This is a genomic window from Spiroplasma endosymbiont of Polydrusus pterygomalis (assembly GCF_964030825.1).
Taxonomy (GTDB): Bacteria; Bacillota_I; Bacilli_A; order Mycoplasmatales; family VBWQ01; genus Spiroplasma_E.
Genome location: NZ_OZ034964.1, coordinates 709,631 through 735,834, shown reverse-complemented (window position 1 = coordinate 735,834; position 26,204 = coordinate 709,631). Strand labels below are relative to the sequence as shown.

Genomic DNA, 26,204 nt, shown 5'->3' with positions numbered 1-26,204 from the left:
TTTTTATTTAATAAGTGTTAATTATGCGTTTTCTTTTTGTTGAGCAACTGCTTTAAATGCTAAAGCTAAGTTGCGAACTGGTGCTTGTAAACAAGAAGCTAACATTGAAATTAATTCTAACTTTGATGGTAAAGATGCTATTTTTTGTAACTCAGTTTGATTAATAACTTTTCCTTCAAAAATGCCACCTCTTAATACTAATAATTTATTAATTTTAGCATAATTAGAAAGTATTTTAGTTGTTTCTAAGTCATTTTCAAATCCAAAAATAAAAGCATTTGGACCAACTAAACTATCTTTGAGTAATGAGTATTCTTTTTTTAAAGCACGAGCAACTAAATTATTTTTATAAATAGTAAATGTTGCTCCTTTAAATCTTAGCTCTTTACGTAAAAAACTTATTTCTTCAACATTCATACCTTGATATTGGACAACAATTGTTGTTTTTGCATCATTAATTTGCTTAGCAATTAAATCAATAGTTTTTTGTTTTTCAACCATTGCTGGGCGCATAAGTACACCTCCTTAATTATCTGAAATAACTAGCAATAAGTAGTAAATAAACTCGGAACAAAACCGAGCAAATCACATGCATATCTATTATGATGGAAATTACCTGGGCAACATAATTAAGACAAAAAGTCCGTTGCTGTCTTTGGCTTATTCTAGCTTGTATATTATATGATAAATATATATTAAAATCAAGGAAAATTTAGAAAAAATTAAATAAATAACATTATTTATCAATATCATATTTGTATCAAAAATAATTAATAAATTTAATAATACTTTACATATCTAAAATTTAATAGTAAGTTATTAATTACATAATATTAATATTAAGCAAAGTGACATCATCACACAAAAATAATGACTTCATAATAAAATAAACTTCATTATGAAGCTTATTTATTCAAATTTATAATTGTTATATTTTATTAATATTGTTACTAGTGACACTTTCGCTAGTGCTAGTATTTTTTGAAGAAGAGGCACTATTTATTTCGCTTTTATCTAATTCAAGTTGAGAAAGTTTATTTTTTAATGCTGTTTCAGTTGATTTAAAACCAAGAGCTTTAGCAGTTTTACTTCTTCTTTCCTTTTCATATTTTTTACTTGCTTTATTTCTTATTTCAGCGTTTTTATTATGCAGTTCTATTTCTTCTGCTGTCAATTCTCGACCACTTTTTTCCATAGTATTATTAATAATTCCTTTCTTATTTCTGAATATTTTCTCTATTTTCAAATACTCAATAAAATTATATATTTTTTTATAAAAAAAATATATAAGAATACAGTAAAAAACAAAAAAAATTTTCTTAAAAGAATAACTAAAATTATTTTTAATTATCTATATTGAAAAATATCTTTTTTTTGTATATGCATTTGTTGCAGGCTGTCTATCAAAATCATTAACTTTACTTGCATTAAAACTTTTATCATTAACAGTAGTTATATCATTTTTAATTTTTGAGTTCTTTTCTTCAGTAATTAATTTATTTGCTTTTATATCTTTTCTAACATTTAATAGACTTTTTAAAATAGAAAATTGTGTTGATAATCAAGTTTCAAATTTTTCACTTTTTAAATTTTCTGTTATTTTATCTATATTATTTTTAATATCTAATTCTTCTTTTGTTTTACCAATACTTCTTTTATTAAATATTTTACGTATTCATGAAAAAAGCTTTATTTTCATTAACGCTTCAACTTTTTTAGTTTTGTCAGCTACCAGCGCATTTATTCCTTTATTAACAATTCAACCGAAGATAACACCACAGACAGAAACTAGAGCCTTTTCTCATGCAATTGCTAATAAAAACGGAGCAATCACTGGTGCAACAAGTAAAAACGCAATGCTCAAGAATGTAACTGAAATAAATATTCCTCATTCTGATTTTGAAATTTTACTTTTTTCTGCTTCTAAATTTAAAAGAAATTTTTTAATGGGGATATAAGAAAAATTATCTTTATTATCTTTGATAATTGGCTCAATTATTAAATTATCTTTTTCATAAATATTAATATCTTGATATTTTTTTATTTGTGTTCAAACGTTAGGTTCACCATTTTTATCATTTTCAATATATACTACCTCTTCGGTAATTGATTTATTATTATGAACTAAAGTTGTTATAAAATATAAAAAGTTTTCTTGTAACACAATCTCTTCATATATTTTTGTTACTACTTGATCATTTTTTTGCTTTAATGTTGCTATTTCTTTATCTAATTTTAGTTTCTTTCACATTAATTTTTCTTGTTGGTTTTCACTTAAAGTGTTGTTAATCTTAGTTTCTAAATTTTTACTTGCTATATTTTTTTAATTATCAATAAATGCATATAAAACACTAATAAAAAATTTTAAAGCAATTTTATAATTTTCTTCTTTACTAATATTAATTAGTTATCAATGTTCGTTAGTAAATTAACATTTTTATTCAACTAATTAGTTTGCTAATTTATATTTCATACAAAGTAAAATATGAATAGATTATTTGTAATGATGTAAAATTACATTAAGAAAATTTAGAAGGGGTTATTTATGTGCAAAATTATTGAAAAAGAAAGCTATTGAACAACCGAAAAAATAATAATGGAGTTAAATTATGATGATGTTAATTAATTGATCAGATTTTTCACTAAAAGATTGAATGATAATCGGATTAGTTATTACACTTATCATTTTAATTTTATTGTTTATGTTATTTATTTTTATTTTTAAAAGAAGAAGATTTAAGTTTAAAATAAAAAATATTATAAATGATAATTTAATAAAAATTGGTAAAAATAATTATAAGTTTTCAAGTAGAAATTCCTTTGTTCTTTTTAATGAGATTAAATCATTAATTTTAGATAAGCGCTATAAATATTTTTATAAATTTAAAAAAAGATATAAAGATGGTAATTTAAATAATGAAATTTTTGATGTCGTTAAAAAATATTACTTAAAAAATGAAAAAGAATTAACAAAAAAGCCAAAAATATCCTTTGATTCAAAAAAACATGATAAACCAACTATGACAAATGCTAAGGAAAAAAAAGTTAAATTTGTTTTCAATGATCAAGAAATGACAGTAAAAATTGAAGAAGAAAAATAAAACTACGCAACTGTGTATTTTATTTATTCAGTAAAAAATACTTTAATTAAAAATTAGATTATTAAATTTGTTAAACTATAATTGCAATCTAAAAATTTTTTAGATACTGTTAGTTTGTTAAAGGAAATAAAGTTATAAATAAAAAAATGATAGCAAATGAGAAATAATAAATTTAATATACAATTTAGCAAATAATAATTCTGAAAAATTTAAAAAATTATTGGCTTTTGGATTTGATATTAATATTAGCAAATGATCACATGACAGTTTAACAATCCAATTAACAGACATCTTAGATCAATTTCCAACATTTATTAATTGTCTAAATTGTGAATCAAAAATTTCTGTTATTATAAATGAGAATAAATGATTAGTAATTAAAAATGCAAGTAAATTAACTTTACTAATATAAAATAAATTCACTGATAATGATTTAAAAAAATAAAAATAAAATTCCACAAAAAATAAATTATCCTATTTGTTTTTATCTTTTTACAATAAGCATATAAAGAAGGACATTGTAAAAATATTATAAAATTATAGTAAGAAATTTAGGGGGGGGATAAAATAGGATATGAAAAAATAGTTTTCGAGATAACTAAATTCATTCAAATTAGGCTTGTTTATTTTTTGAATACAAGAGATTTAAAAGAGAGGTTAATATTATGTCTAAAGTTGGAAAGAAAAATAAGATAAGAAAAAAAGAGAAGATTATTGTTGGCTTAATGAGTTCTACAATTTTGGGTGTTGGAGTTACTATGAGCAATGCTAAAACAGAAGAAAAAGTTGAAGAAAATGAGAAAGCGAAGAAAAAGAAAAAACCAACTAAATTAATTGTTAAAGAATGACCAACTATTGATATGAAACGTGATTTAACAACAATCCCTATTACCAAGATTACTAATATTTTGCAAAACATTGAATTTTATGCAATACCAAATGAGCCAGTAAAAAAAGTTTTACAATTTTTGTTATCAACTGAATTACAAAATTTATCATTTGATTTTAATCAAATGTACATAACTGATTTAAATAAAAAAGAGAAGACATTTTATTTAGTCGCTAAAGATGATAGTAAAGACTATATCGGTAAAATACAACTCAGTTACACATAATTCAATAAAATTATATTTAGTCATTGATTTAAATATATAAAAATTTTCTATCTTAAGAATTAGGAACTAAAATTTTTATTTGTAAACTTTTTTCTTTTTTCTTAAAATTTTGTATAATTAATTTATACAAGATTAATATAAGTTTTTAACTCATTGCTTCATTTTAAAGGAAATGAGTTTTTATTTTGAAAGGAATAAAAAATGAAAAAAGAATTAGAAAATTTTAAGTGAGATAATATAAATTGATTTGTTGATAAAGAATTACTTGAGACATCTTGAAGAAAACCTTACTATGAATATGAGAAACATTTTTTATATCATGAGGATGTAAACAAAAATGATTTATTTTGATTTAATAGCAAATTAGTTAATGTGGATGAAAAAGATAAAAAATATGCAACCATCTATAAAGAATGATTACTAAAAAAAGAGCAGAAATTTAGTTTTACTCATGCTGAACAACTTAAACAATTAGAGGATTGCTTTACCTATTTTAAAAATCTATCAATAAAAAGCATTAATTTTAGTTTAAAATGAAAAAGACAAGAAGTTGAGAAATTTGATAACAACATAGATACTATTAGTGCTGATAATGATGATATTAAAGTTAAAACAGAAAAGTTAAATAAAGCAATAACAAATTTGAATGAAGAAATAACAAATTTAGAACAAAAAAAATATGGCAAATTTAAGAATATTTTTTTTAAAATTATAACTTTTGGTTTTTATAATAACAATAAGAAAATAAAAAGAAAAATAAATCAAATTCAAAATTTAAAAGAAAAAAAAGAGAAAGCAAAAGAAAATATTGAAATAGATTTAAATAAATATTCTACAAATCTTGCTAACAATTGCATAAACATTTCTAAACTTAAAAAATCAAAAAAAGAATTTCTTAACGAATATGATAAAAAAATACAATTAAAAAATAATGTTTTGTTTGATTTAGAAAAAATTTTGACATTTATTATAACAGAAAAAGAAAATATAGTTGCAAATAAAATTAATAGAAAAAAATCTAAAGATTCTGGCATTAGTGATTCTTTTAAAGAAGATATTGATGCGTTTGCTTATTTTATTGAAGGAAATTCTATAAATTTACAAAATCAATCTTTAACAAGTAGCATTAAATCAAGTTCGCCAAAAATATAAAAATCAGAAATTATATAGTAATAATCTTTTACTTAATCTTGAAATCAATTTTAAGCCATCAAATTTGCTCATAGACAAACGATTTAAAAGTTTATATGGTTGCTTGTACAGCACAGTTGTATAATATGATGTAGTGAGAATATTAAAGATTAATAGTGTAACACAGCGAAAATGTTTGTTATTAATTACTGAAATTGATATATTAGTAAATAATTACATGATACAAAATTTAGTTAGTACCAATAATAATTTTAAAAAATATTAATAAAGATATAAGTTGTAACACATTAAAATTTTTATTAAAAAACCAAAATTTTAATAAGTTATAATTCACTAATTGAATTATTTATTGTACAATTATCTAGTTACTGGTGTGGCTTTAGTCGGTTGGCATCAGTAACCATTTGTATTTAATTAAAGAATTAAAGTTGTAATTTTAATTAGATATGATAAAATTAAACTATAAAAATTGAATAATAACCATAGGTACAACCGACTAAAATAAGCCTATCTATAAAATATTTTTTTTATTTTTCTTTTAATTTAAGAAAGTTTAAAAGTAAATAAGTTGTAACCTATGCTGGTTACAATTTTTATTTTTAAAACTACTTTGAAAGGAGGATATTTTTATGAAATGTAGTGATTGTTGACGAAAAGCAAGTTGAAATATAAAAATTATGATTTATGGCAATACTTTTTATAAACATATTTGTAATTATCATTTTCTTAAAGATGAAATTTCATCATGGGATATCAACCAAACTGAAAATAAAAAACTAGGTGGTAAAAACAATGCAGTTATCAAATAAAGAACAAAAACTTTTATTAGAATATAAAAATTGATTAAAAGAAAATAACCTAAGTAATAAATGCAATGTTTATTTTAGTGAACAAAATTCAATTTTAGTTTTTCAAGTTTGAAATTTAGAACAACAAATTAGTGAAAGTGTATGATTGAAAGTTGATAATGAAAAATGAAAATATTATATTAAAACTTTAGGTGAAAAATCTCATACTTCTTTTTCATTTAGTAAAATTTTAGCCATTGAAAAGAAATTTGTTTTAAAGCAAAGCGAGTTGGTAATAATTTAATAAAATGTATCATAATTATGTTGATGTATAGTGTTTAAACAAAAATAAAGCATTGAATTTAAGAATATGAATAAAAAATACATTTTATATCCTTAAATATCGCTAAAACAGCATATTTAAGCGTTTTAGCATCATAAATAAGTATGGAGAGAGTAATTATGAAAAAGTTAATAGATCTGTTTGCAATTGCTACAATAGTGGAAACAAGTGCCAGTAGTTTAAAACCGTTATTTACAGATAATGTTGCAAGTCATGGTTTTAAACTAAATAAATTAAAAGCTAGTACAAATCCGTTTTTTAATCAAGTTAATGGTTTAGCTGGACCTAATACTTTTGCATCAAACAGAACACTATGAGCAGTAAAAAATAGGAGTTGAAAGTGGTATTTATAAATTTGATTTAATTGATAACGTATTAGTAATCAGGTTTATTTATAAAGTTGAACAAAACATTGATATTAAATTAGAATATTTAAAAAATATTAATTAGTGTAACCTTTATAGGGTTACAATACGATAGTAATTTTAGTTTATTTTGAGTTTGATATTTCATAGAGTATAACTTCAGTAAAAAATAGTATTTTAAACAATAATTGATTTCTTTGCTTAATTTCATAAATTTTTTGATATGTTTGTATTATTAATAATGATTAGTTCTCTTTTATTTATCATATCAAAAAATTTTCTTAAAGATTTTGAAATTTGAATGTTCTGCATCTTTTTAATTAATTTTTTATTTTTTAAAAATCTTAAATATGATTTTATTACTTCTATTCATAAAAAAATAAATTAACATCAATGTTATGTGTAATTTGATATTCAATATATTTTTTAATATTATTTACACTAATTTTTTTATTATTTAACTTAAGAAGTGTTTTCTGTTATAAATATAAGTTTTAACTGTACAGTCTGAATAATTGTACTCATTTAACCATAATTGATAATTATCAGTATTTCTCATAATTTATTATCCCTTACAAAATTTTATTATTAATTGTAATAACTAATAATAATGTATTATAATTAATTACGACATTAAAATGTCAATTATATGTTGCTGATCTATTACATTTTTAGAAATAAGTTTAAAATTTTCTATAATATTTATTGTTAAATATTTTGTGCTTGTTTCTTTGGAGTTTTTAGTAAAATATTGTTTAGTTTTATAAAACTGATAATAAAGATATTTGTTTAAATATAAGGAACTTTTACTTTGAAGTTCTTTGATATGGCTCAATTTTTCCATTAGAAAAATTAATATGAAAATTGCCAACAGCATTATTCCCTGCTAGGATAATATATTCTCCATCAAAATTTCATGTATTACATTTAGTAGCAACAGGATTGCATGTTCAAAATATATATTTGCCTTTTTTATTTTCGTGGTTTGAATTTTTATTTCCAACATATATAGAAAAGTAATTTTTTAGTAACATAATAGACTCACTTTTGTATCTTAATTAATTAAGATACAAAATTAATTAAAAAATAATTTTAAATTTTAAAAAGAACGTTGGTTTTACTTATGGAATATAAAATTTTAAAAATTGCTAAAATTTATGGAGGTTCTACCCCATCAACTAAATCTTCTATTTTTTGAAAACAAGAAATTCCATTTATTACTCCTAATTTTTTAACAAAAAATTATAATAATTTTATTTATTATTCAGATAGATATATAACTGATTTAAATTATAATTATGCTTATAAAAATGATATCTTTATAACTTGTAGAGCCCCTGTTGGAATTGTTAAAATAAATAAATTAGATAAATGTTATTTTAGTCAAGGAATAAAAAGAATTGTTCCTAATAAGAAAATAGTTAAACATAAATTCCTTTTTTATTGATTTATTAAAAATAAAAAAGTTTTACTAAAATATTCAAATGGTTCTACATATTTAGAAATTTCTAAATATAACTTAGAACAAATCAAAATAAATTTACCTGAATTAATTGTTCAACAGCGCATAATTGACATTATAGAACCTTTTGAAAAGTTAGCAGAAATATATGAAAAATTAATAAAATTAATAAATAACTTATTTTCTTTAATTACAAAACTCTATTCTTTACAGACAAAAGAAAAATTATTATCATATTTTAACTGGGAGCTTAGCGAAGATGTCTATAACTAATATTTTTGTGTAAATATCTCCTTTCCTTTTTAAATCCTTAAATTAAAATAAATGACAAAAGACGAGAATAAAAATCTTGTCTTTTTTTGTAATTGTAAAATTTTAAAATTTTTATTATTAACACGCTTTAAATATCTACTACATGCAGTGACCAAGTAGGAGAAAGTTAATAATTAATAACCTTCTTTAACACTATTATCAACACGTGTTAGGGAACTAAAACAGTGAACTACACCACAGTTGTTAAAAATAGTAGCTAAAACATGTGGACTTGCATGGATAAATAAAAAGTGGAGTGATACCTAATAAATTATACTAACCATTAAATGGTAATTCTTGGGGTGGGAGCGAATTAGTAATTAGTATATATAGACCTGTTGTAGGGACCTATTATATTAATTCTATTTTTTATTTAACCAACCTTGCCACTCCCCTAGTGAGCGAGTGTTGGTTTTATTTTTTATTTTTTTTAAAATTTTTTGGGCGAGAAAATAAATTTAAAACTTGTAAAAAAAATTAAGCGGTGCCGGTTCAATTAAAATATTAATTTGTTAAACGCAAATTAAATAAATATTGAATCGAATGCCTTAATGTTTTTTAAAATTTTACAATTTATTTTTGAGCCCATTTTTCTAAGAAAAATAATATTAATAGTATTAATAAATAAAAAAAACAAAAATATATGCCATTTATGCTAAAAGCAAACAGGGCATATTTAAAGGATAAAATTAATTATGAAAACAAAAAATATTAAAACTCATGAAATAAAGAAAGAAAAATTTATTGATAAAATTTATAATAATAAATTTGCTTTAACTACTATTGTTGTAATATCTACAATAGTTTTAATGATAACTGTTGCTCTTTTAATTGCTGCATTTACTGTATGAAAATAATATTACTAAGAATATTTTAATTCATAATGAAAAAATATTTTTGTTGAACATGTAAACAATATAAATTAGATTATCTATTTTTTAATACTAATGATATTAAAACAAGAAAATATTTTTTAAGAGATAAAAACGGTAAAGCAATTTGTTATGACTGTATTTTAAATATTAGATTAAGTAGGGGATATAAAAAATAATGCAATATGAATTAATTATTGGTATTGACCCAGCAGGAATAGGTAGTAATGGAATTATTATATATTCAAATGAAACTAATAATATTATTTTTAATGAAACATTTAAAGCAGAAACTGTTTTAGAAAGTAAAAATTTGTTTAAAGAATACTTTTTAACGATTAAACAAGAGTTTAATAATAAAAAAATATTAGTTATTGTAGAAAATTTCTTTTTAAGTGCAAAACAATTATTAACTAATCCATTAGCAACTCCTAAAATTATTGGTGCATTAATGGTGTTAGTACAAGATGTTATGAATTGAGATTATTTAGAAAACCATCCAAAAAATAAAAACAAAATAGAAAATTATAAAGGAAATATAAAATTAACAAAACATGAAGAAGATGCATATAAACATATTCAATATTGTTTAAGGAATTTTAAAAATGAAAGATAAATCAAATTATGTGAAATTAACAGTAAAACTGAGTAACACTATTGAAGCAAAACATTATGAAAAAGGTAATAAAGAATTATATTATAGTGTTCGTGGACAATGAAATGGATTAAACTATGTTACTTTAATTTTTAATAACCCAAAATTTTATAAACGATGTATTTTATTAAACAAAAATGATGAAATTATAGTAAGTGGTCAAATCTTTAATACTTTAAATATTCCTAAAAATCGTGCATTTTGTTCAATTAATGTTAAATGATTTAAAAAATGAAAAGAGTAAAAATGAAGAAATGTAAATATTGTAATAAAAGAATTTGATTAAGTAAAAATTGATGTTTGAAATGTTTAGAAAAAATAGTTAATAATTTAACTAAAAATAAGGAGAATAATAATGAATAAAGAAAAATTAATTAACTATATTAAAAAATCACAAAAAGAATATGAGAATACATAAATAGACTTATTATTAGATATTTTAGTTCAAAAAATAAGAAGTGGTGAGTTTGATAATGAATAAAGACCAAAAAATTATTAATGAATATAATAAAAAACGTAATAAAGAGATAACAGAAGAACATTTGAATAATATAAAAAAAATAAGAGAAGAGTTTAAACAAAAAGTAATCAATAAATATAATGAAAAATTAATTATTTGGTTAAATAAACAAATTAGTATTTGTTTATGTGATTCATTAAAAGAAGCAGGTAAACTTACTGCTTATTATAAAGTAATTGAGTTTATAGAAAATGGAGAATTTCATTAATGATTATATTACCTACTTTATTTGGTGATAAAGATGAAATTGAAATATTATCACCATTTCCCAAAGCAATTCATACAAGTAATGATATTAGAGCAATTATTTTAAGACAATATCCTAATGTTAAATCAAAACACATCATTGTTTCTGACCCTGAAAGTGATGTTGCATTAATAGTTGGTGATAATGATGTTTATCAAGGTTGAATTAAAGTAACAATTAAAAAATTAGAAAATTAAAGGAGATTAAAATGCCAAATATAGAAAATCATTCAAATTATACTTTAACTAAATTAATAAGAACGGGAATTAGTCCTATTTGTGCAATGATTGGTACAAGTGCATATTATGGGCAAGTAATAGCAAATCCAATATTAGGAAGTATTAATTCTTTATTATTTGGTAAAAAATTAGGTTTAGATATCTGAAACTTGAACCAAAAACCAACTACTAAAACTAAATTAATTAATAGTAGTAAAAAAATATTATTAGGATTAGGAACAATGGGTTTAGCAAATTATAGTAAATGAACTGAAAATAATATTAATCCTATTATTCCAACAACACCAATTCCAACTACTACAACTACTACGGAAGGACCGCCATGATTATTATTAGATAAACAAGAAAATCAGTCATTAATGGATTGAGATACTTACATTTCATTAAATGCTTATGGTATCACCAATGTTATTAATGGTTTAACTGAATTAATACCTAATAAATTTGCAACGATACGAAAAATAGCAAATATGGCAACTGGTGGTTGTTTAATTAGTAGTGGTGTTGCGATGGGGATTAATAACGATTTTAATAATGCTTATGCAATACCTACTATTATTGCAGGAATAAGTGAAATTATTCATAATTTATTACCTATGGAAACAGTACATAATAATACTGAAATGCAAGAAACTAGTTTTACAAATGAAACAACAAGATTAATTAATGATGATAGATTTACTATTAATAGTGAAACAAGTAGTCAATATGGCAGTCATAATTCTAATGTTTCATTAGATTGAGATGATACAGCTAATAATGCTTTACAACGTAGTAATAGTAATCTTACTTTATAAAAAAATGAAAGGAAAATATGGAAATGCAAGAATTTTTAAAAGCACTTGAAACAATTGGAATAAGTACAGGTATATTAATTTGTCGAGAAATTATTGTTTTATTAAAAAGATTTATTACAACTCCAAAACATGTTAGAGCAAATAATAAAATTATAAAACATCAAAAAAAATTAGCAAAACTTAATGAAAAAATTAATAAAGAAATTAAATAATGGGGTGCTGTAAATGTTAGAAAATGAAAATAATGTTCAACAAGCAACTGAACCTTTAATTAAAAATAATGATTCTTCACAAGAAATAGAAAATAAAGTTAATGAAGCAGAAAATAAGTTAAATAAATTAAATAACGAAATTAAGGAAAAAGAAATAATTAATATATTTAAAAAATATCAAGTTAAAAGTGAATTTTATGATTATTTAAAATTTAAAACTAATAATATAGAAAATTCAAAAATAGAAGAAGCTATTAAAAAAATGATTAAAGAACAACCAGTATTTAAAGAAATAATCAATACAGGTGGTAAACAACAAACAATAATAACAAATCAACCAAGTTCAATAAAAAGTACTTTATTAGATTATAAAAAGAAAAATAATTTATAACAGAAAGGAAATGAAAAAATGTCAGTACCATTTAATCAAAATTTAGATAATACCGAAAAATTAGTAGAAGCACCAGAGTTTATAGAATTTTATAAACAATCAAATTCACCATGAGCAAGTTTTTTTCCTATTGAAATGGTTAATTCTACAAAAATTGAATTTATAGTTAAAAAACCAAAAAATTCAGAAATTAAAGTATTAAAATGAAATGATAAAAGTAAAGGATTAGATGTTAGTTATGCTGAAACTATTAAAATTTTAAAAGAAATTAAACAAGAAGCAGTTGCAGGTGAAATAATTGCTAATGTTGATTTAAACGCTGAAAATGGACAAAATTTATTAAATACAATGCAATATGAAGTTGCTAATGATTTAGCAGATTATTTAGCAAATAATGATACAACTGTAATTGCAAAATATGCAACTAGATTAGATATTACTGATACAACACCAGTAGGCTATTTAAAATCAATGTTATCTGCTTGAAATACTTTATTTCAATTAAGAAATAGTAATAATTGTCAATTTTTTATTACTAATAATTTATATGATAGTTTAGTTTATTTAGCTGATAATAAAGGTTTAATTACTGATAATCAAATAGCACAACAATTAAGATTAAATGGAACAAATTTATATATCAAAGGTGTATTATGTCAAATTGTAATGGATGACTATATGACTTTTACTGATAATAATGAAAATAAAATTATGTCTTTTGTCTTAGCGACCCCAAGAGCAATGAAAAGATATATGTTACAAAATACAGTTGTATATGTGCAAGATATTAATGATGGTAAAGTTGGAAGAAGATATTTAGTTGGTGGAGAAGTAACTGGTGAAGCAATACCTTATATAACAGATGAAGAAAAAACTTCACGTTGAATGTTATGTGGAATTATTAATACTGATAAAATTGATTTAAAAACTAAAATTACAAGTTTAACAACAAATATTACTGCAAATGTTAATAAAAATAATAATGAATTAGATACAGAAATAAAAAGTACTAATGAACTTAAATCATTAAATCCAAATTTAATAAATCCAAATATTAAATATTTTAGTGATGTCCAAGGAAAAACTAATGTAAGTAATCAAAAACAAAAAGTAGGTGATTTGTATATAACTATTACTGCCAATGTTAATGATATAAATTATAAAGGGTCAACAAATCTAATTAAAATAACTCTTAAATAAAGGAAATTAATATCATGCCAATTGGTACAACTAGTACAGCAATACTTTTAAATATCAATAAACCAAAACATACTAGAATAAGTAAACAACAAGAAAATAAAAGTTTTTGATGAGAAATTTTAGAAATGATTGGTGTACAAGTAATAGCAGTAGCACTTGCTCCTTTTACTGGTGGATTAAGTGAAAGTATAGCACTTGGATTAGGTGCAAGTGATTTACTTGCTAGTATTAGTGCTGTTGGTGTAGAGTTTTTAACTGATTTTACTATTAATCAAGTTTATGATTATTTAAAAGGAAATGTAACACCATTAAATACTTTTTTTAATATCTTACCTGCATTTGCTGGACTTAATAAAATTAGTCGTGGTTATCGTACAACTAAATTTATTAAATTAGCACAAAAAACTAAAACATTAGAACAAATTGGTATTAAAGAAGCAAAAAACTTACAAGAAATTATTAGTCAAGTAAGTGGTAAAGAAATTTTAACAGATAAAATTATTGGTAATAAACGTTATTTATTTAATTATAGTTTTGCTCCTAATCGTGAGACAATAATCCAAAATTTAGGTTATGTTGCTGAAAGACAATATAAAAATAATTTTCAAAAATTAGAAGTACAAGAGTTAAAAGATTATTTATTATTACAAAATACATTAATAAAATTAAGTCCACAATTAACTCCAAAGTTTAAGATTAAAGATATTGAAAAAGCAAATAATTTTTTTAAAAAATATAATACTGATTTAAAAGAAGTATTAAAAATGAATCAACATGATTGATTAAATTTAGTTCATACAATACATACAGATAATAGATACGGTAAATCTTTAATTTTAGATTTACAAAAAATTCGTGCTAATGCTATTAAATTTAATTTTAAAAAGAGTTCAATTCATAAGGTTGTTTTAAAAGCAAATAAAATTTTTAAGTATTTTGATATTAGATTTTATTTAAAAAAAGGTTTAAATAAATTTTGAAAAGATACTCCATATTTTGAAAAATTACGAGAAAGTATATATAAATTACAAGAAAAATTTGAAAAGTTAGAAAAACAAGTATTTGAAAAAATTAATAAATTAAAAGAAAAAGCAACAGATTTATTTACTAGTGCAGAAAAGAAAGCAATTAAACATGCACAATTAATCCCATTAAATTCACCTGTATTTATGGGTTGCAAAATTCAACCTTTATCATTAAGTAAATGTGCAATTACTATTTATCATCGTAATCCTAAATATAAACCAATTGTAGTTGTTGATAGTATTCTTAAAGCAGAAACTTTTGTTACCCAAATACATCCATTTCATTGATATAGATGATATAGTGGTTGATACATTGGTTATGGAATTAGTCGTAATAAATGATTAAAAGCAATTGCATTTGCTCCACCAGTTGTTCAACAAGTAATTAGAGATAGTTTTAAAGTTTATAGAGAAATATTTAGAATAGTAAGAACTTACCATAAAGTAGTGAATGTTATTAATAATCCTATTGAAAATATTAATAAATCATTTAAAAGTGTTAGTTTAAAATTTTCAGTTAATACATTATTTGGTACAGGATTATTACATCATTTAGAAAAATTTGTATATAGTCAAGTTGTAGCAAAAGGTAAAAAGAAATTACAAAAAGAAGTTATTCATATAGTGCATAGGAAAACTAAAACAAAAACTAAGCATTATAAAAAAGCATTTTTTAAGGAATGATAAAATATGATTAATAAACTTTGAACTGATGTCAGTTTAGAAAACTATAATAACTGATATCCCTTAACTGGAAAAATTATCGAAACTCCACAACAATATATAAATACATGACCTAATGTTAAGGATTGATTTACAACTTTTGCTATTCGCGCTGAAAATGATATTAATGCTTATCTTGATTTTATTTTATCCAAATTTCCTTTTGATAGTTTTAAAGATGAATTAATTAAAGAAACATTAAGAGATATGGTGTATGTTTGTGTTGAACATTGAGTATTTAATCGTACACCAATTGAGTTTAATGTTGATGCTACTATTCAATTCAATAATGGTACATCATTTAGTGCAAATAGTATTCCTAGTATTAATGTTTGAGATTTAGCCCCAAGTAGAATGAAAATATGAGCAAGATTAACAGAATTAAAACAAATATTTTCAAGTTATAATAATGATAAAATAGATGTTGAAAAAATTGATTTAAAAGCATTTTATACTAGAAATCAAGTTGATGAATTAATTAAAGAACAAAAAGAATTTACATTATCAAAGCAAATGAAATTATATGATGATTTAGTTGATGATAATGAAAATGAAATATATAGGGGTCCTGTTAGTAAGTTTGTTAATAAAGGTTATGTAGCAACTGAATATGATAAAGAAACTGAAACAATGATTTTAGATTGACCTGATGAAATTGGTACATTACCACCAGAAGCATTACAAAATAATCCACAAGTTGGTGATTTTACTCATGCTGCAACTGCTGACTTTTCTGCTAAACAACAAAAAAGAATTACTACCAATGAAAATAATATTAAATTATTAGAAAATAAAGTTGATATTAATAAACAAAATATTGATGATATTAAAAATAATTGATTTAATATTGCAACTAGTCCTTTATGAAAAAAAATGTCTTCTATTATTCCTAGTAATGAATTTGGAAAAATATATTTAGCAATATGGGGTTATAGTTACCAATCCACTACTAATCCAACTGATAATTATATATATAGTAATAAAAAAACTATATTTAGTTTAGGTGGAGAAGTTCAAAGAACAACACAAAAAAGTATTAAATTAGATGAATTAATTGTAAATGATAATGTTAAAATACAATTATTATTTACTCAGGAATGAAATGATATTACTGTAACTTCTAATGATGCTAATTATCAACCTATTTCTGTTGAATTATACCAATATATAGGAAAAGGGACACCAACTGAATTTATAGCAGAACCTAATAATGATAATGATTATTATACAAAACAAGAAACAGATAATTTATTAATTAAAAAACAAAATATCAATGATGATACTTTACAAACGGTTGCTAAACAAATTGTTCCTGCAATTAATGAAAATAAAGTAAATATAGATAAAAAAATGGATGTAGAACAATTTCCATATGCTTTTGCTGTAAATGCTCTTGGTACTAAAAATCCTAATTTAGAAACTACTGATAAAACTATTGTTGGTGCTATTAATGAAATTAAAGCAAATGGTGGGAATATTGATGAAAATAAAATCTTCAATAATAAAGATGATAAAGATAGTACTACAAGATTAGTGAATGAAATTATTAAAACTAATGTTGGTGGAAAAACATTAATTTATAGAAATAATCCTAATGTAACAGATGATAAAGATATACCTGATAAAAAATATGTAGATAATGAAATTATAAAAGTAAAAGATTTAATTAAAAAACTTGTTGTATGAAAAACAATAGGTGAGCGAATTGATGATAGAACTTGAAGTAATTTTTCACCTAGTTTAAATGCTCTTTATCGTGTATTTTTAATTACTGAAACAAGTATACCTTTACAAAATGGTTATAAAGAAGTTATCTTTTTTACATCAGCAAGTGCTATTGGTACAGGTACTTATTGTATTACTTCTAGAAAAATAGGTAATAGTGATGCTACTTTAAATATGATTTATGATAATACAAAATGAACTTTAAAATTAGATGGTGGTGATACTGGGGGAGCAATATATAGATTAGAAGAATTAAAAGCAGAAGATTTATATGAAATTAAAAGTAATACATTAGAAATAAAATCACCAGAAGTAATAGATATTGAAAAACCTATAAAAATTGATTCAAAGACTTTATTAACAAATGAAATTAGAGAAAATGAATGAGAAATAAATTTAAAAGAAAGTCCAACACCAACACCTTATCCAAAATGAAAAGATGTAGCAATATCATTAAGTGGTAATTCTATTTCTTCTTATCAATTAAAATCAAATACATTTTATAAAATATTTTATGATTTGAATCCTTTTAGTACGAGTACATTTGGAAAAACTCCAACACAAACAATAGAAATATTTTGACAACCACAAACATCATCAAATTGAGTATGTTTTCTTCCAAGTTTAAAAAGAATTTCATATATTAATATTGTAAATAATAAATTAATAAGATTAATAACAGATCAAGGTTATTTATGAAAATTACAAGAATTACAGGAATAAGATTATGTTTTTTAAAATTTTCAAAATTATATTAGGTTTAATTGGTTTATTATTATCTTCTGCAACAGCAATTTTAGTTATATTTATTATTGTTAAAATTATATTAAAAATTAATCAAATATTTTAGAAAGGTGGTGAATATTATGATAAGTTTATTTAAAAGAAAAGATAAAAGTAATATTAATGATAATCAAAATGAAAAATTAAAATTTTTAACTAATAAAAATAAAAGTACTCATGCTTCTATTTTAAGTTATTTTGGTTTTAATAATTTTAACCATGAAACTTATTTTACTGATTTTGTAGCAGAAAATAACGCTAATTTATATAATGCTCCATTAGATATTAATAATGAAACTATTAAACAATATTTAATTCAACAAGAATTTTATAGAAAAAATTGAAATTCTATTTTTAAATTAAGTAAATTAGGAATTAGTGGTTATTTAATTTATATTGCGAATGATAATTTATATTTTCAAGTAGTAGACATCCAACAAAGAGTTTATGATATTACTGGTAAATTAATTGAATGTACTATTTTTTATGATAATTATGAACAAAATTCACAAATGGTAAGATTATTTGAAGTTTATACATTAAATAATGAACAAGTAACAATTAATCGTGCAATTTATAGTATTAGTGATAATAAAAAACAATTTCCATTAGATTTTAAAACATATATTAATAATCCTAATTTATTACAAGAACAAACCTTAAATATTAACTATATACCAATAGCAATTATGCGAAATAAAGCAAATGAGTTAGCAGATTGTAATAAAGTAATGGATAAAATTAAAGCATTAGATGTTATTTTTGAACAAATTGTTTTAGACACTATTTTAAACTCACCTAAATTTATTTTTAGTCAAACTTATGGTAATGTTCAATCTTTAATGGAAGAAGCAGTAAAAACATTAGTTACTAAAAACTATATATTTAAAAGTGCTGGTGATAATAATGAACAAAACGAAAGTGTCAATATGACTAGTAGTAATTTTAAAGGCAAGAATTTAACTGATATATACGATTGATTAATAAATGAAATATCTAAACGTTGTGGTTTACATATTCCAAGTCAAAAGAAATCAGCACAACAATCAGTACCTGAAAGTACAGCTGTAAATATTTCAACTATTAATTATATTGAACAAAAATTATGACAATTTAATATTGATATTCTTAAATTTATTAAATTGTTAGTAAATTTAGATAAAGATTTATTAAATAGTCAAACATTTAATATTGATGATGAACAAGAAATTAATAGTTTAACTGTTAAATTAAAATTATTTAATCCCGAAAATAACCAATTAATAGGAGAAAACAATGGAAAACAACAACAACAAACCACAAACGAAGTTTCCACAGAAACAAAAGCAAACTAAACTTAATCAAGCAGATGTAGAAAATGATTATTTAATTGATAATATTCCTTATGACTTTACTAATATGATGCGTGCTACTAATGATCCAGATATTAATAGAGCATATGATGAATTTAAAAAAAGAACAATTTATATCTATGAAATTGAACGTTTATTTAAAAATAATGAAAATAATAGTTTAAAATTTTCAGCAAATACTATTAAAATTGGTTTTATTGATATTGAAAAAGTGTTAAAAACTACTGCTGTTGAAACATCTGATTTTACTATGCAATTAAATCAAAGAGCAAGTACTAATATTAATGATAATACAATTGAATATAGTATGACCGACATTAAAAATTTAATTTTTCAAGAAATAGAATTATTAAACCAATTTAAGTTATATGCTGTATCTATTAATGAACCGTTAACAGAAAATAATATTAATAATTTATATATTATTAATAATTATTCTCAACCTTATCAAAATCCAAAAACTAGAAGTACTAAAAGTATTACTATTATTAAAATTAAAGATTTTAAAACAAGGGATGGTTATCCAATAATTATTAAATTACAAAAACCATTAGATAAAGATACAAAAGTTATTGGTTTAAAAATTAAAGCCCCTAGAAGTATGATTTTTGGCAATATAAAGGTACTTGGTGAAGTTGACAATATGGAAGTATACCCTAAATTATTTGTTAAAGATAAGATAGCATTTCCCTTATTATCAATGCCAATTGAAACTCAACCAAAAGTTAGAATATTACAACAATGATTTAGTGAACAAATATTACCTTGAAATTTAGCAAAACAATTTATAGGACAAGAAAAATCAGTTTTAGATTTAATTGCTATTGGTGGTGGTAAAGAAACAAGAAAAGAAATTTTTAATAATGCAAGAGTTACATATACTAAATTAGGTTATAAAGTTACTCATAGTCCACAATTATGACCATTAAATGAAGAAAAAGAATTAAAAGATAATAAAGTATGGCATTTGCCTTGACTAACTGCTGATTGAGTTTTAAATATTGCTACAACAAATAAATTTGATGATATTGAAATAGAAATAAATGATAAACCCCCAATTGATAGTTTACAAAAAGTATTATTAGATATGCTAACTTATACATATACCTATAATAGAAACTTTGATGGTGCTTCATTAAGTAACATTTTAAAAGAAATGAATGATTTAGATAAAATGCGTGGTAAATTTGAAGGACAAAAACCAGAAGATGTTATTACAAATTTGTTTAAACAATGAGAATTAGATTATCCCAATTACATTAATTTACCACAAGTTAAAATACTTAAACAAATACTTATGATGATATCAAAAAACATTTATTCAACAATGTCAATTAATAATGGTTTTAATGATGATTATAAATTATTGTTGCCTTACTATTTTGAAATAAAATCAAATCCTATACATTCTACACCTGATAAAATTTGAGAATTTAAAGATGCAAAAGTAATATTAAAATCTGAGTATTTTGACTTTACAGATATTAATAATGTTAAATTAAAAAATAATGATATTAGTCAAAATGAATTATTTAAACTAGATGATAATCAATTTAACTGATTATCTATTACAAATGAATTAGAAAGTAATAATATTCCATCACTAATTCCTGTTGATTGAACATTAGCAAATGGTGAATATGGAAAATACTTTACAAGAGCAATTATTGATAAAAATAAAATTGAAAATATTTTAAATTTGTATGGTTCAAATAAATCTCAATTATTTTCTAAATTGGAATTTTATAAAGAAATTTCACAAATTGATAATAATAGTGAATTTGAATTACAAATTGAAAACCCGATTAGTAACTTAAATCGAGTAGAAATTAGTGGCATATTTGGTTCTGGAAATTATGATTTGATTTTAATAACAGATAAACAAGAAATAAAATTAACCAATATTAATTTATTTGATAAATATGATGAAAATATTTCTTATATCAATTTAGAAATTTAATTATCAAAGTATCCATCTGGATAAATACCATCTCATTTTACTGCATCATCAGTTAATTTATTTGATGCTCAGTAAAGAGTAATTTTATGCTTATTACTTACTGGTCTTGCTCAAATAGATGCCCCCCCCCAGTGCGCTTCATAATCATAATCTAAATAATAATTTAGTTCATTTGTTTTATGATGTGCTACTGAACCAACTATTAAGCCAGTTGTTGCTAAAAATAATGCCAAAATTGATATTATTTTATAAAAATTTGTTTTTATTCATGTTTTCATATTAAATTTCTCCTTTCATAATTTGTTTTATTTACATTTTTGGTGAATGTGGTTTATATTCGTTTGCTGTAGATTTTAGATTTTGTAAATTTAGTAAATCACTTTCTATATGTTGAAAACTAGGACTTGAAGTCATATTTTTATCTTTTTCATGTAACTTTCTTTTTAATTCTTCATTTTCATTTTCCAAATCTGTAATTCTTGGTTCTTGAACAACATGTTCAATACTTTTTCATTCCTCTATTTGTTTTTTTAATTCTTTATTTTCGTTATTAACTTCTTCTAATTGTTTTTTCATTTTTTTTGTATCTTTTCAAACATTATCACTTTCTAATAAATTTTTTAAAGTAAAATCACTTTTGTTGGTATTTGAATGTTGATTTTTTTTTAATTGATTTTGTTGTTCATTTAAATATTGTTGAATTACTTCATCTCGTGAATTAATTTTTTCATTTAATTCTTGATTTTTTTTAAATTGATTTTGTTGTTCATTTAAATATTGTTGAATTACTTCATCTCGTGAATTAATTTTTTCATTTAATTCTTCATTTTCTTTTAATAAAAGATTAAATTCTAGATCAAGTCTGCGATTAGCAAAATATTGTTGCTCTTTTAAATCATCAATTTCATATTTTAATTTTTTATTATATTTTTTTGCTGATATTAATTCTTCATTTTCTTTTAATAAAAGATTAAATTCTAGATCAAGTCTGCGATTAGCAAAATATTGTTGCTCTTTTAAATCATCAATTTCATATTTTAATTTTATATTATCTTTTTTTAGTAATTCTAAATTTTTATCATCATTTTCACTATTAATGCTAAGTGGAGAAATTGCATTGATAATTGTTATTGGTTGATTATTAATTGAGTTTTGAGACTGACTAAAATTAATTTCAACACTATTATTTGTTAAATAATATTGATAATGATTATTTTTATAATATAATTTTATTATATCATTTGTATTTTGATTATCAGGTTCAAACTTTTCATTATTTCTAATAATATTACAATTTAAAATGTTACAGATTGCTTCAATTTCAATAGAGCCACATCAATTAGCATCCTTTCTCATTTGTTCTAAAGTTTTTTTTATTTGTGTTTCTTCACTATTGTTAGGATATAATTCTTTATTTTTTTTATTGATATCACTATCTAATAAACTGCTTTTAAATATAGCTTTATTTTCACCACGATTTTTTTCTAAATTTTCTTCAATATAATTACAGATATGTGTGCGAAATAATGAAACTAAATTTTTATTATTTTTAAAATCAAAATTAGAAAAATTAAATATTTTTTCATAATTATCATCACTATCAAAAAGTTTTATATATCTACTTTTAAATTTTTTATTATCTGTTTTTACTGGTTCTAAATATGCAACTATAATTGCTCAAATTAAACAATTTCCATCTCTTGGTACATCATGGACTTTATCATTAATAAATATATTTTTTTCTTTATTCATATTAAATTACTCCTTTTTCCTTAATTTTACTTTTAAATTGTACTATTTTTTATTATTTTTACAAGTATACATTTAAACGCAAAATAATGCCTAAATTAAAGGCGTTTATTTTGTGATACCTATACTATTAATTATATATTACTTGTTTATTATATGGCAAATGTGAAGATACTTTTTTTCACAGTAGCATTATTTTTACCCCTAATTACATTTTTATATGGATATAGTGCATAAAAAAGTGCATCATAAGGATCTTGGTACATATTTTTATCTGGAATGTTAGTTTTGGTTTGATCATATCGTAATTCTTCTAAACATTGAGTAATTTTTGGTAAATCATCTTTGTTTGCATAAAAATTTCCATAACTCATAATATTTCTCATTCAAACTACTCTATTAGTTAATCCTGCTTCTTGATTAAGATTAGAAGCATGTTTAATCGCACTTTGAGTGATAAGAATAATATTATGTTCATCAATTAATTTTTGATTTAATCAATCAATGGCAGTTCTTGCTTTATCATCATAAAAATAAATTGCTTGTTCAAAATTTTCAAAATTATCAATTAATCCTAAAATTTCATTGACATAAGCAGTAATTTTTTCATTTTCATTAATAAAATCATTTGGTGTAACTACTAATTCACAAATAAGATAAGCATCATAATAACCAGTATTATGATATTCTTTAAAACCAACTACCATAAATACAGTATGGTCTTTATGTCCAGTTGCTCAATCAATGCCAACACTATAAAAATCAAATTTATATATATCTTTTTCTTGATTATAAAATTGTTTTAAATCATATTTTTGTCAATATTTTAATGTTTTTTGAAATGGAAAAATTGTTGCATCACTATCTAAAAACTCAAAACCATAAAAAACAGTATTAAATTCATCTGGATTACTTTTTTTCATTTCTATTAATGTTCTTTTTTGAATTTCTGGCAATTTATTTCAAAATGGTTGAATTGTAAATCTTACAATAAATAATCCTAAACCACTAAACATTTCTTTATTTTCATAATAAACTTTACCAACTTTTTTAAGATTATCCATTATTTTATCATTTAAAGGTAAAAATGGTGTACAGTACTTTAAATAAAATGGGTGATATTTATCGTATGGATTACATGTAAAAGTAATAAAAAAACTTTTATAAAAATAGCGAGTAATTAATTTTCCAAAAGTAGTACTATATATATTTTTATCAATAAATGTTCAACTTCATTCTTTAATTGGTTCATTTGATACTTTAATACGATTACTTCTAAACATAGAATTTTGTAAGCGTTCATAGCGATATGTTAATTGCTTTTCTGTCAACGTTTCTTTTTCTTCTGCCATAATTATTTCATCTGTTCGTGAACCTAAAAAACTTGATCCACCTGCTTCTTTTCCAAAAATTTTATTACCATTTGCATAACCAATAAAATCAATTTGTTGATTATTAGGAAAGATAATACATCCACCATCCTTAGTAATTTTTCATTTAATACCATGGGGATTATTAGGTAATAAATTAATATCATATTTATCTAGTAAAACTTGGCAAACATTCATTAAAGCACCAATAGTTGTTTCACTATGGGTATTTTCATATCGTCTTACTTCTTGAACACTACTATCACTAAAATTACAACATATAAATAAATCAAATGCTAAACAATTTCAAGTTTTTCTTGTTCCCCGTGCTGTTGGTATAAAACGATAAAAACAATTAGTAGTAAAATATTCTGCTCATTCATCACCAACAAATGCTTTAAAAATATCTCAACTAAAACCATAATTATTATCACTAAAATTAAGGTCATATTTTTTATTTAATTGTGCATAACTATTAATGAACGGCATATTTTCTCCTTAGTTAACATATATAAGTTAAAATTAAATTATTTTAAAAGAAAGGAAGATTAAAAATGATAAAATTACCATTTCCTAATTATTTTGATTGAGACAAACACGATTTTAATCAAGATGAATTAAATTTAAAACAAACACAAGAATTATTTAAACAAATAGATGATAAATTATGAAATGAATGTGATAAATCTATATATAAACCATGTAAATTTAGAAAAAGAAAATTAAAAACAAAAAAAGGCCTATTAAATTATAAGCGACGTATCTGTACATATTATAACAAAAAAACACAAAAAACTGAACATGTATCATTACTAGATAATTATCTTGGTGTTAAAAAATATAGTAAACTTGCACCAAATGTTATTAAACAAATTTTAAAATATTTTGCTGATGATAAAAAGTATCGCGATGTTTGTGATACTTTTATTGAAGATTTAATAAGTACTAGTACAGTTTGTAGAACATATCAAAAATTTGAATTACCAAAAGTTAATATCCCTAAAATAATATTACAACCAAATCAAACTTTATATATAAATATTGATGATGGGCATAGAAAATTTAAGTTTAATGAAAAACACAATACTAAGAATTGTAAAAAATGTTCTATGAGATTATTAATATTTTGTACTGGTAAAAAGAAAAATGGCAAATTAATTAATAAAAGAGCTGTATGTAAAATAAGAGTATCAAAAACAGAAATTGGTGCAGAAAAAACAGCTAAATTAATTGAAACATATGGTAATTTATATTTTGAAAACTTTGACCAAGCAAATTTAATAGTTTGTGGCGATAGTGCAAAATGAATTAAAAAAACTGCTACAATTTTAAATGCTAAATTTATTTTAGATAAATTCCATGCTTTTCATGTTTTATTTCTTGGAATAATGGCTGGAAGAAGAAAAAATAAAATTGCACAATTACATTATAAATATGCACAAAATTTATTTTCCAAAGGTGAGTATTATGAATTAATTGATTTTTTAAACTCATTAAAATATCAAAAATTAAAAGTTGGTTATTTTATTAATGCAAAAGATGGCGTGTTAAATCAAGCATTAGTTGAAAATATTGGTTGTTTTACTGAAACTAATATTAGGCAAATTTTAAAGCATATGATTGGAAGTAGAACCTATAATATTGATATGTATTCAAAAATGGTTAATTTTAAATGCTATCAAATAAATACAGCATTATAGTTTTATAAAATAAAAGATAAAATAAAAATAACTAATAATAAAATAA

General features: G+C 22.1%; 30 protein-coding genes and 1 other annotated feature. Of the genes, 23 read left to right on the top strand and 7 right to left on the bottom strand.

The features are described from left to right. Positions 1–21 precede the first annotated feature (21 nt). From rplJ to ACQH25_RS03680, 3 genes are all read right to left on the bottom strand, one after another. Complete coding sequence (gene rplJ / locus ACQH25_RS03690; protein ID WP_425380745.1) at positions 22–513, bottom strand: 50S ribosomal protein L10; 492 nt, start codon at positions 511–513, stop codon at positions 22–24. 36 nt (positions 514–549) lie between these two features. Next, positions 550–677: a sequence feature (ribosomal protein L10 leader region), on the bottom strand. A 251-nt stretch (positions 678–928) separates the two neighbouring features. After that, a complete protein-coding gene (locus tag ACQH25_RS03685; RefSeq protein ID WP_425380744.1) occupies positions 929–1,195 on the bottom strand; it encodes a hypothetical protein in 267 nt (88 codons plus the stop codon). 156 nt (positions 1,196–1,351) lie between these two features. After that, positions 1,352–2,251, bottom strand: a complete 900-nt coding sequence (locus tag ACQH25_RS03680; protein ID WP_425380743.1) for a hypothetical protein — start codon at positions 2,249–2,251, stop codon at positions 1,352–1,354. A 358-nt stretch (positions 2,252–2,609) separates the two neighbouring features. Here ACQH25_RS03680 and ACQH25_RS03675 point away from each other — a divergent pair, with 358 nt between their 5' ends. The 7 genes from ACQH25_RS03675 to ACQH25_RS03645 all read left to right on the top strand — a co-directional run bounded on the left by ACQH25_RS03675 (position 2,610) and on the right by ACQH25_RS03645 (position 6,852). Continuing rightward, positions 2,610–3,101, top strand: coding sequence for a hypothetical protein (locus ACQH25_RS03675; protein ID WP_425380742.1), 492 nt, complete (start codon positions 2,610–2,612; stop codon positions 3,099–3,101). A 220-nt stretch (positions 3,102–3,321) separates the two neighbouring features. Next, positions 3,322–3,513, top strand: a complete 192-nt coding sequence (locus ACQH25_RS03670; RefSeq protein ID WP_425380741.1) for a hypothetical protein — start codon at positions 3,322–3,324, stop codon at positions 3,511–3,513. Between the two features lie 253 nt (positions 3,514–3,766). Continuing rightward, positions 3,767–4,216: a hypothetical protein gene (locus ACQH25_RS03665; protein ID WP_425380740.1), complete on the top strand. Its 450-nt coding sequence runs from the start codon at positions 3,767–3,769 to the stop codon at positions 4,214–4,216. A gap of 201 nt (positions 4,217–4,417) precedes the next feature. Further along, positions 4,418–5,368 carry a hypothetical protein gene (locus tag ACQH25_RS03660; RefSeq protein WP_425380739.1) on the top strand — a complete coding sequence of 317 codons (951 nt, stop codon included), beginning with the start codon at positions 4,418–4,420 and terminating at the stop codon, positions 5,366–5,368. Positions 5,369–5,997: 629 nt separating this feature from the next. Further along, positions 5,998–6,177, top strand: coding sequence for a hypothetical protein (locus ACQH25_RS03655; RefSeq protein ID WP_425380738.1), 180 nt, complete (start codon positions 5,998–6,000; stop codon positions 6,175–6,177). Beyond that, positions 6,161–6,460: a hypothetical protein gene (locus ACQH25_RS03650; protein WP_425380737.1), complete on the top strand. Its 300-nt coding sequence runs from the start codon at positions 6,161–6,163 to the stop codon at positions 6,458–6,460. The genes ACQH25_RS03655 and ACQH25_RS03650 overlap by 17 nt, the downstream gene beginning before the upstream one ends. A gap of 158 nt (positions 6,461–6,618) precedes the next feature. Continuing rightward, on the top strand, positions 6,619–6,852 hold the full coding sequence (locus ACQH25_RS03645; RefSeq protein ID WP_425380736.1) for a hypothetical protein: 234 nt from the start codon (positions 6,619–6,621) through the stop codon (positions 6,850–6,852). A gap of 818 nt (positions 6,853–7,670) precedes the next feature. Here the strand turns inward: ACQH25_RS03645 and ACQH25_RS03640 are convergent. Further along, a complete protein-coding gene (locus ACQH25_RS03640) occupies positions 7,671–7,898 on the bottom strand; it encodes a hypothetical protein (RefSeq protein ID WP_425380735.1) in 228 nt (75 codons plus the stop codon). 89 nt (positions 7,899–7,987) lie between these two features. Here ACQH25_RS03640 and ACQH25_RS03635 point away from each other — a divergent pair, with 89 nt between their 5' ends. The 15 genes from ACQH25_RS03635 to ACQH25_RS03565 all read left to right on the top strand — a co-directional run bounded on the left by ACQH25_RS03635 (position 7,988) and on the right by ACQH25_RS03565 (position 21,339). After that, complete coding sequence (locus tag ACQH25_RS03635; protein WP_425380734.1) at positions 7,988–8,599, top strand: restriction endonuclease subunit S; 612 nt, start codon at positions 7,988–7,990, stop codon at positions 8,597–8,599. A gap of 734 nt (positions 8,600–9,333) precedes the next feature. Beyond that, entirely contained in the window at positions 9,334–9,495 is a 162-nt protein-coding gene (locus ACQH25_RS03630; RefSeq protein ID WP_425380732.1) for a hypothetical protein, read from the top strand. Between the two features lie 193 nt (positions 9,496–9,688). Continuing rightward, positions 9,689–10,126: a hypothetical protein gene (locus ACQH25_RS03625; RefSeq protein ID WP_425380731.1), complete on the top strand. Its 438-nt coding sequence runs from the start codon at positions 9,689–9,691 to the stop codon at positions 10,124–10,126. Then, a complete protein-coding gene (locus ACQH25_RS03620; protein ID WP_425380730.1) occupies positions 10,116–10,409 on the top strand; it encodes a hypothetical protein in 294 nt (97 codons plus the stop codon). The genes ACQH25_RS03625 and ACQH25_RS03620 overlap by 11 nt, the downstream gene beginning before the upstream one ends. 229 nt (positions 10,410–10,638) lie before the next feature. Next, positions 10,639–10,893 (top strand): hypothetical protein, encoded by a 255-nt coding sequence (locus ACQH25_RS03615; protein WP_425380729.1) that lies wholly within the window; start codon positions 10,639–10,641, stop codon positions 10,891–10,893. Then, positions 10,893–11,129 (top strand): hypothetical protein, encoded by a 237-nt coding sequence (locus ACQH25_RS03610; protein ID WP_425380728.1) that lies wholly within the window; start codon positions 10,893–10,895, stop codon positions 11,127–11,129. The genes ACQH25_RS03615 and ACQH25_RS03610 overlap by 1 nt, the downstream gene beginning before the upstream one ends. A gap of 11 nt (positions 11,130–11,140) precedes the next feature. Then, complete coding sequence (locus ACQH25_RS03605; protein ID WP_425380727.1) at positions 11,141–11,968, top strand: hypothetical protein; 828 nt, start codon at positions 11,141–11,143, stop codon at positions 11,966–11,968. A 17-nt stretch (positions 11,969–11,985) separates the two neighbouring features. Further along, positions 11,986–12,180, top strand: a complete 195-nt coding sequence (locus ACQH25_RS03600; RefSeq protein ID WP_425380726.1) for a hypothetical protein — start codon at positions 11,986–11,988, stop codon at positions 12,178–12,180. Between the two features lie 13 nt (positions 12,181–12,193). Beyond that, entirely contained in the window at positions 12,194–12,571 is a 378-nt protein-coding gene (locus ACQH25_RS03595; RefSeq protein WP_425380725.1) for a hypothetical protein, read from the top strand. An 18-nt stretch (positions 12,572–12,589) separates the two neighbouring features. Next, complete coding sequence (locus ACQH25_RS03590; RefSeq protein WP_425380724.1) at positions 12,590–13,771, top strand: hypothetical protein; 1,182 nt, start codon at positions 12,590–12,592, stop codon at positions 13,769–13,771. Between the two features lie 14 nt (positions 13,772–13,785). Then, on the top strand, positions 13,786–15,483 hold the full coding sequence (locus ACQH25_RS03585) for a hypothetical protein (RefSeq protein ID WP_425380723.1): 1,698 nt from the start codon (positions 13,786–13,788) through the stop codon (positions 15,481–15,483). A 3-nt stretch (positions 15,484–15,486) separates the two neighbouring features. Continuing rightward, positions 15,487–17,967, top strand: a complete 2,481-nt coding sequence (locus tag ACQH25_RS03580; protein WP_425380722.1) for a hypothetical protein — start codon at positions 15,487–15,489, stop codon at positions 17,965–17,967. Positions 17,968–17,971: 4 nt separating this feature from the next. Then, the gene (locus ACQH25_RS03575) at positions 17,972–18,094 is read left to right on the top strand and encodes a hypothetical protein (RefSeq protein WP_425380721.1); all 123 of its coding nucleotides are present in this window, start codon (positions 17,972–17,974) and stop codon (positions 18,092–18,094) included. Between the two features lie 16 nt (positions 18,095–18,110). Beyond that, a complete protein-coding gene (locus ACQH25_RS03570; protein ID WP_425380720.1) occupies positions 18,111–19,361 on the top strand; it encodes a hypothetical protein in 1,251 nt (416 codons plus the stop codon). Next, entirely contained in the window at positions 19,303–21,339 is a 2,037-nt protein-coding gene (locus tag ACQH25_RS03565) for a hypothetical protein (RefSeq protein WP_425380719.1), read from the top strand. The genes ACQH25_RS03570 and ACQH25_RS03565 overlap by 59 nt, the downstream gene beginning before the upstream one ends. Here the strand turns inward: ACQH25_RS03565 and ACQH25_RS03560 are convergent. The 3 genes from ACQH25_RS03560 to ACQH25_RS03550 form a co-directional block, all read right to left on the bottom strand. Continuing rightward, positions 21,336–21,617, bottom strand: coding sequence for a hypothetical protein (locus ACQH25_RS03560; protein WP_425380718.1), 282 nt, complete (start codon positions 21,615–21,617; stop codon positions 21,336–21,338). The genes ACQH25_RS03565 and ACQH25_RS03560 overlap by 4 nt on opposite strands. Positions 21,618–21,648: 31 nt before the next feature. Then, positions 21,649–23,091 (bottom strand): hypothetical protein, encoded by a 1,443-nt coding sequence (locus ACQH25_RS03555; RefSeq protein WP_425380717.1) that lies wholly within the window; start codon positions 23,089–23,091, stop codon positions 21,649–21,651. A gap of 149 nt (positions 23,092–23,240) precedes the next feature. Beyond that, entirely contained in the window at positions 23,241–24,947 is a 1,707-nt protein-coding gene (locus tag ACQH25_RS03550; protein WP_425380716.1) for a hypothetical protein, read from the bottom strand. Positions 24,948–25,012: 65 nt separating this feature from the next. On the opposite strand from ACQH25_RS03550, the gene ACQH25_RS03545 reads away from it, so the two are divergent. Then, the gene (locus tag ACQH25_RS03545) at positions 25,013–26,158 is read left to right on the top strand and encodes an Mbov_0401 family ICE element transposase-like protein (protein ID WP_425380733.1); all 1,146 of its coding nucleotides are present in this window, start codon (positions 25,013–25,015) and stop codon (positions 26,156–26,158) included. The last annotated feature ends 46 nt before the right edge of the window (positions 26,159–26,204 follow it).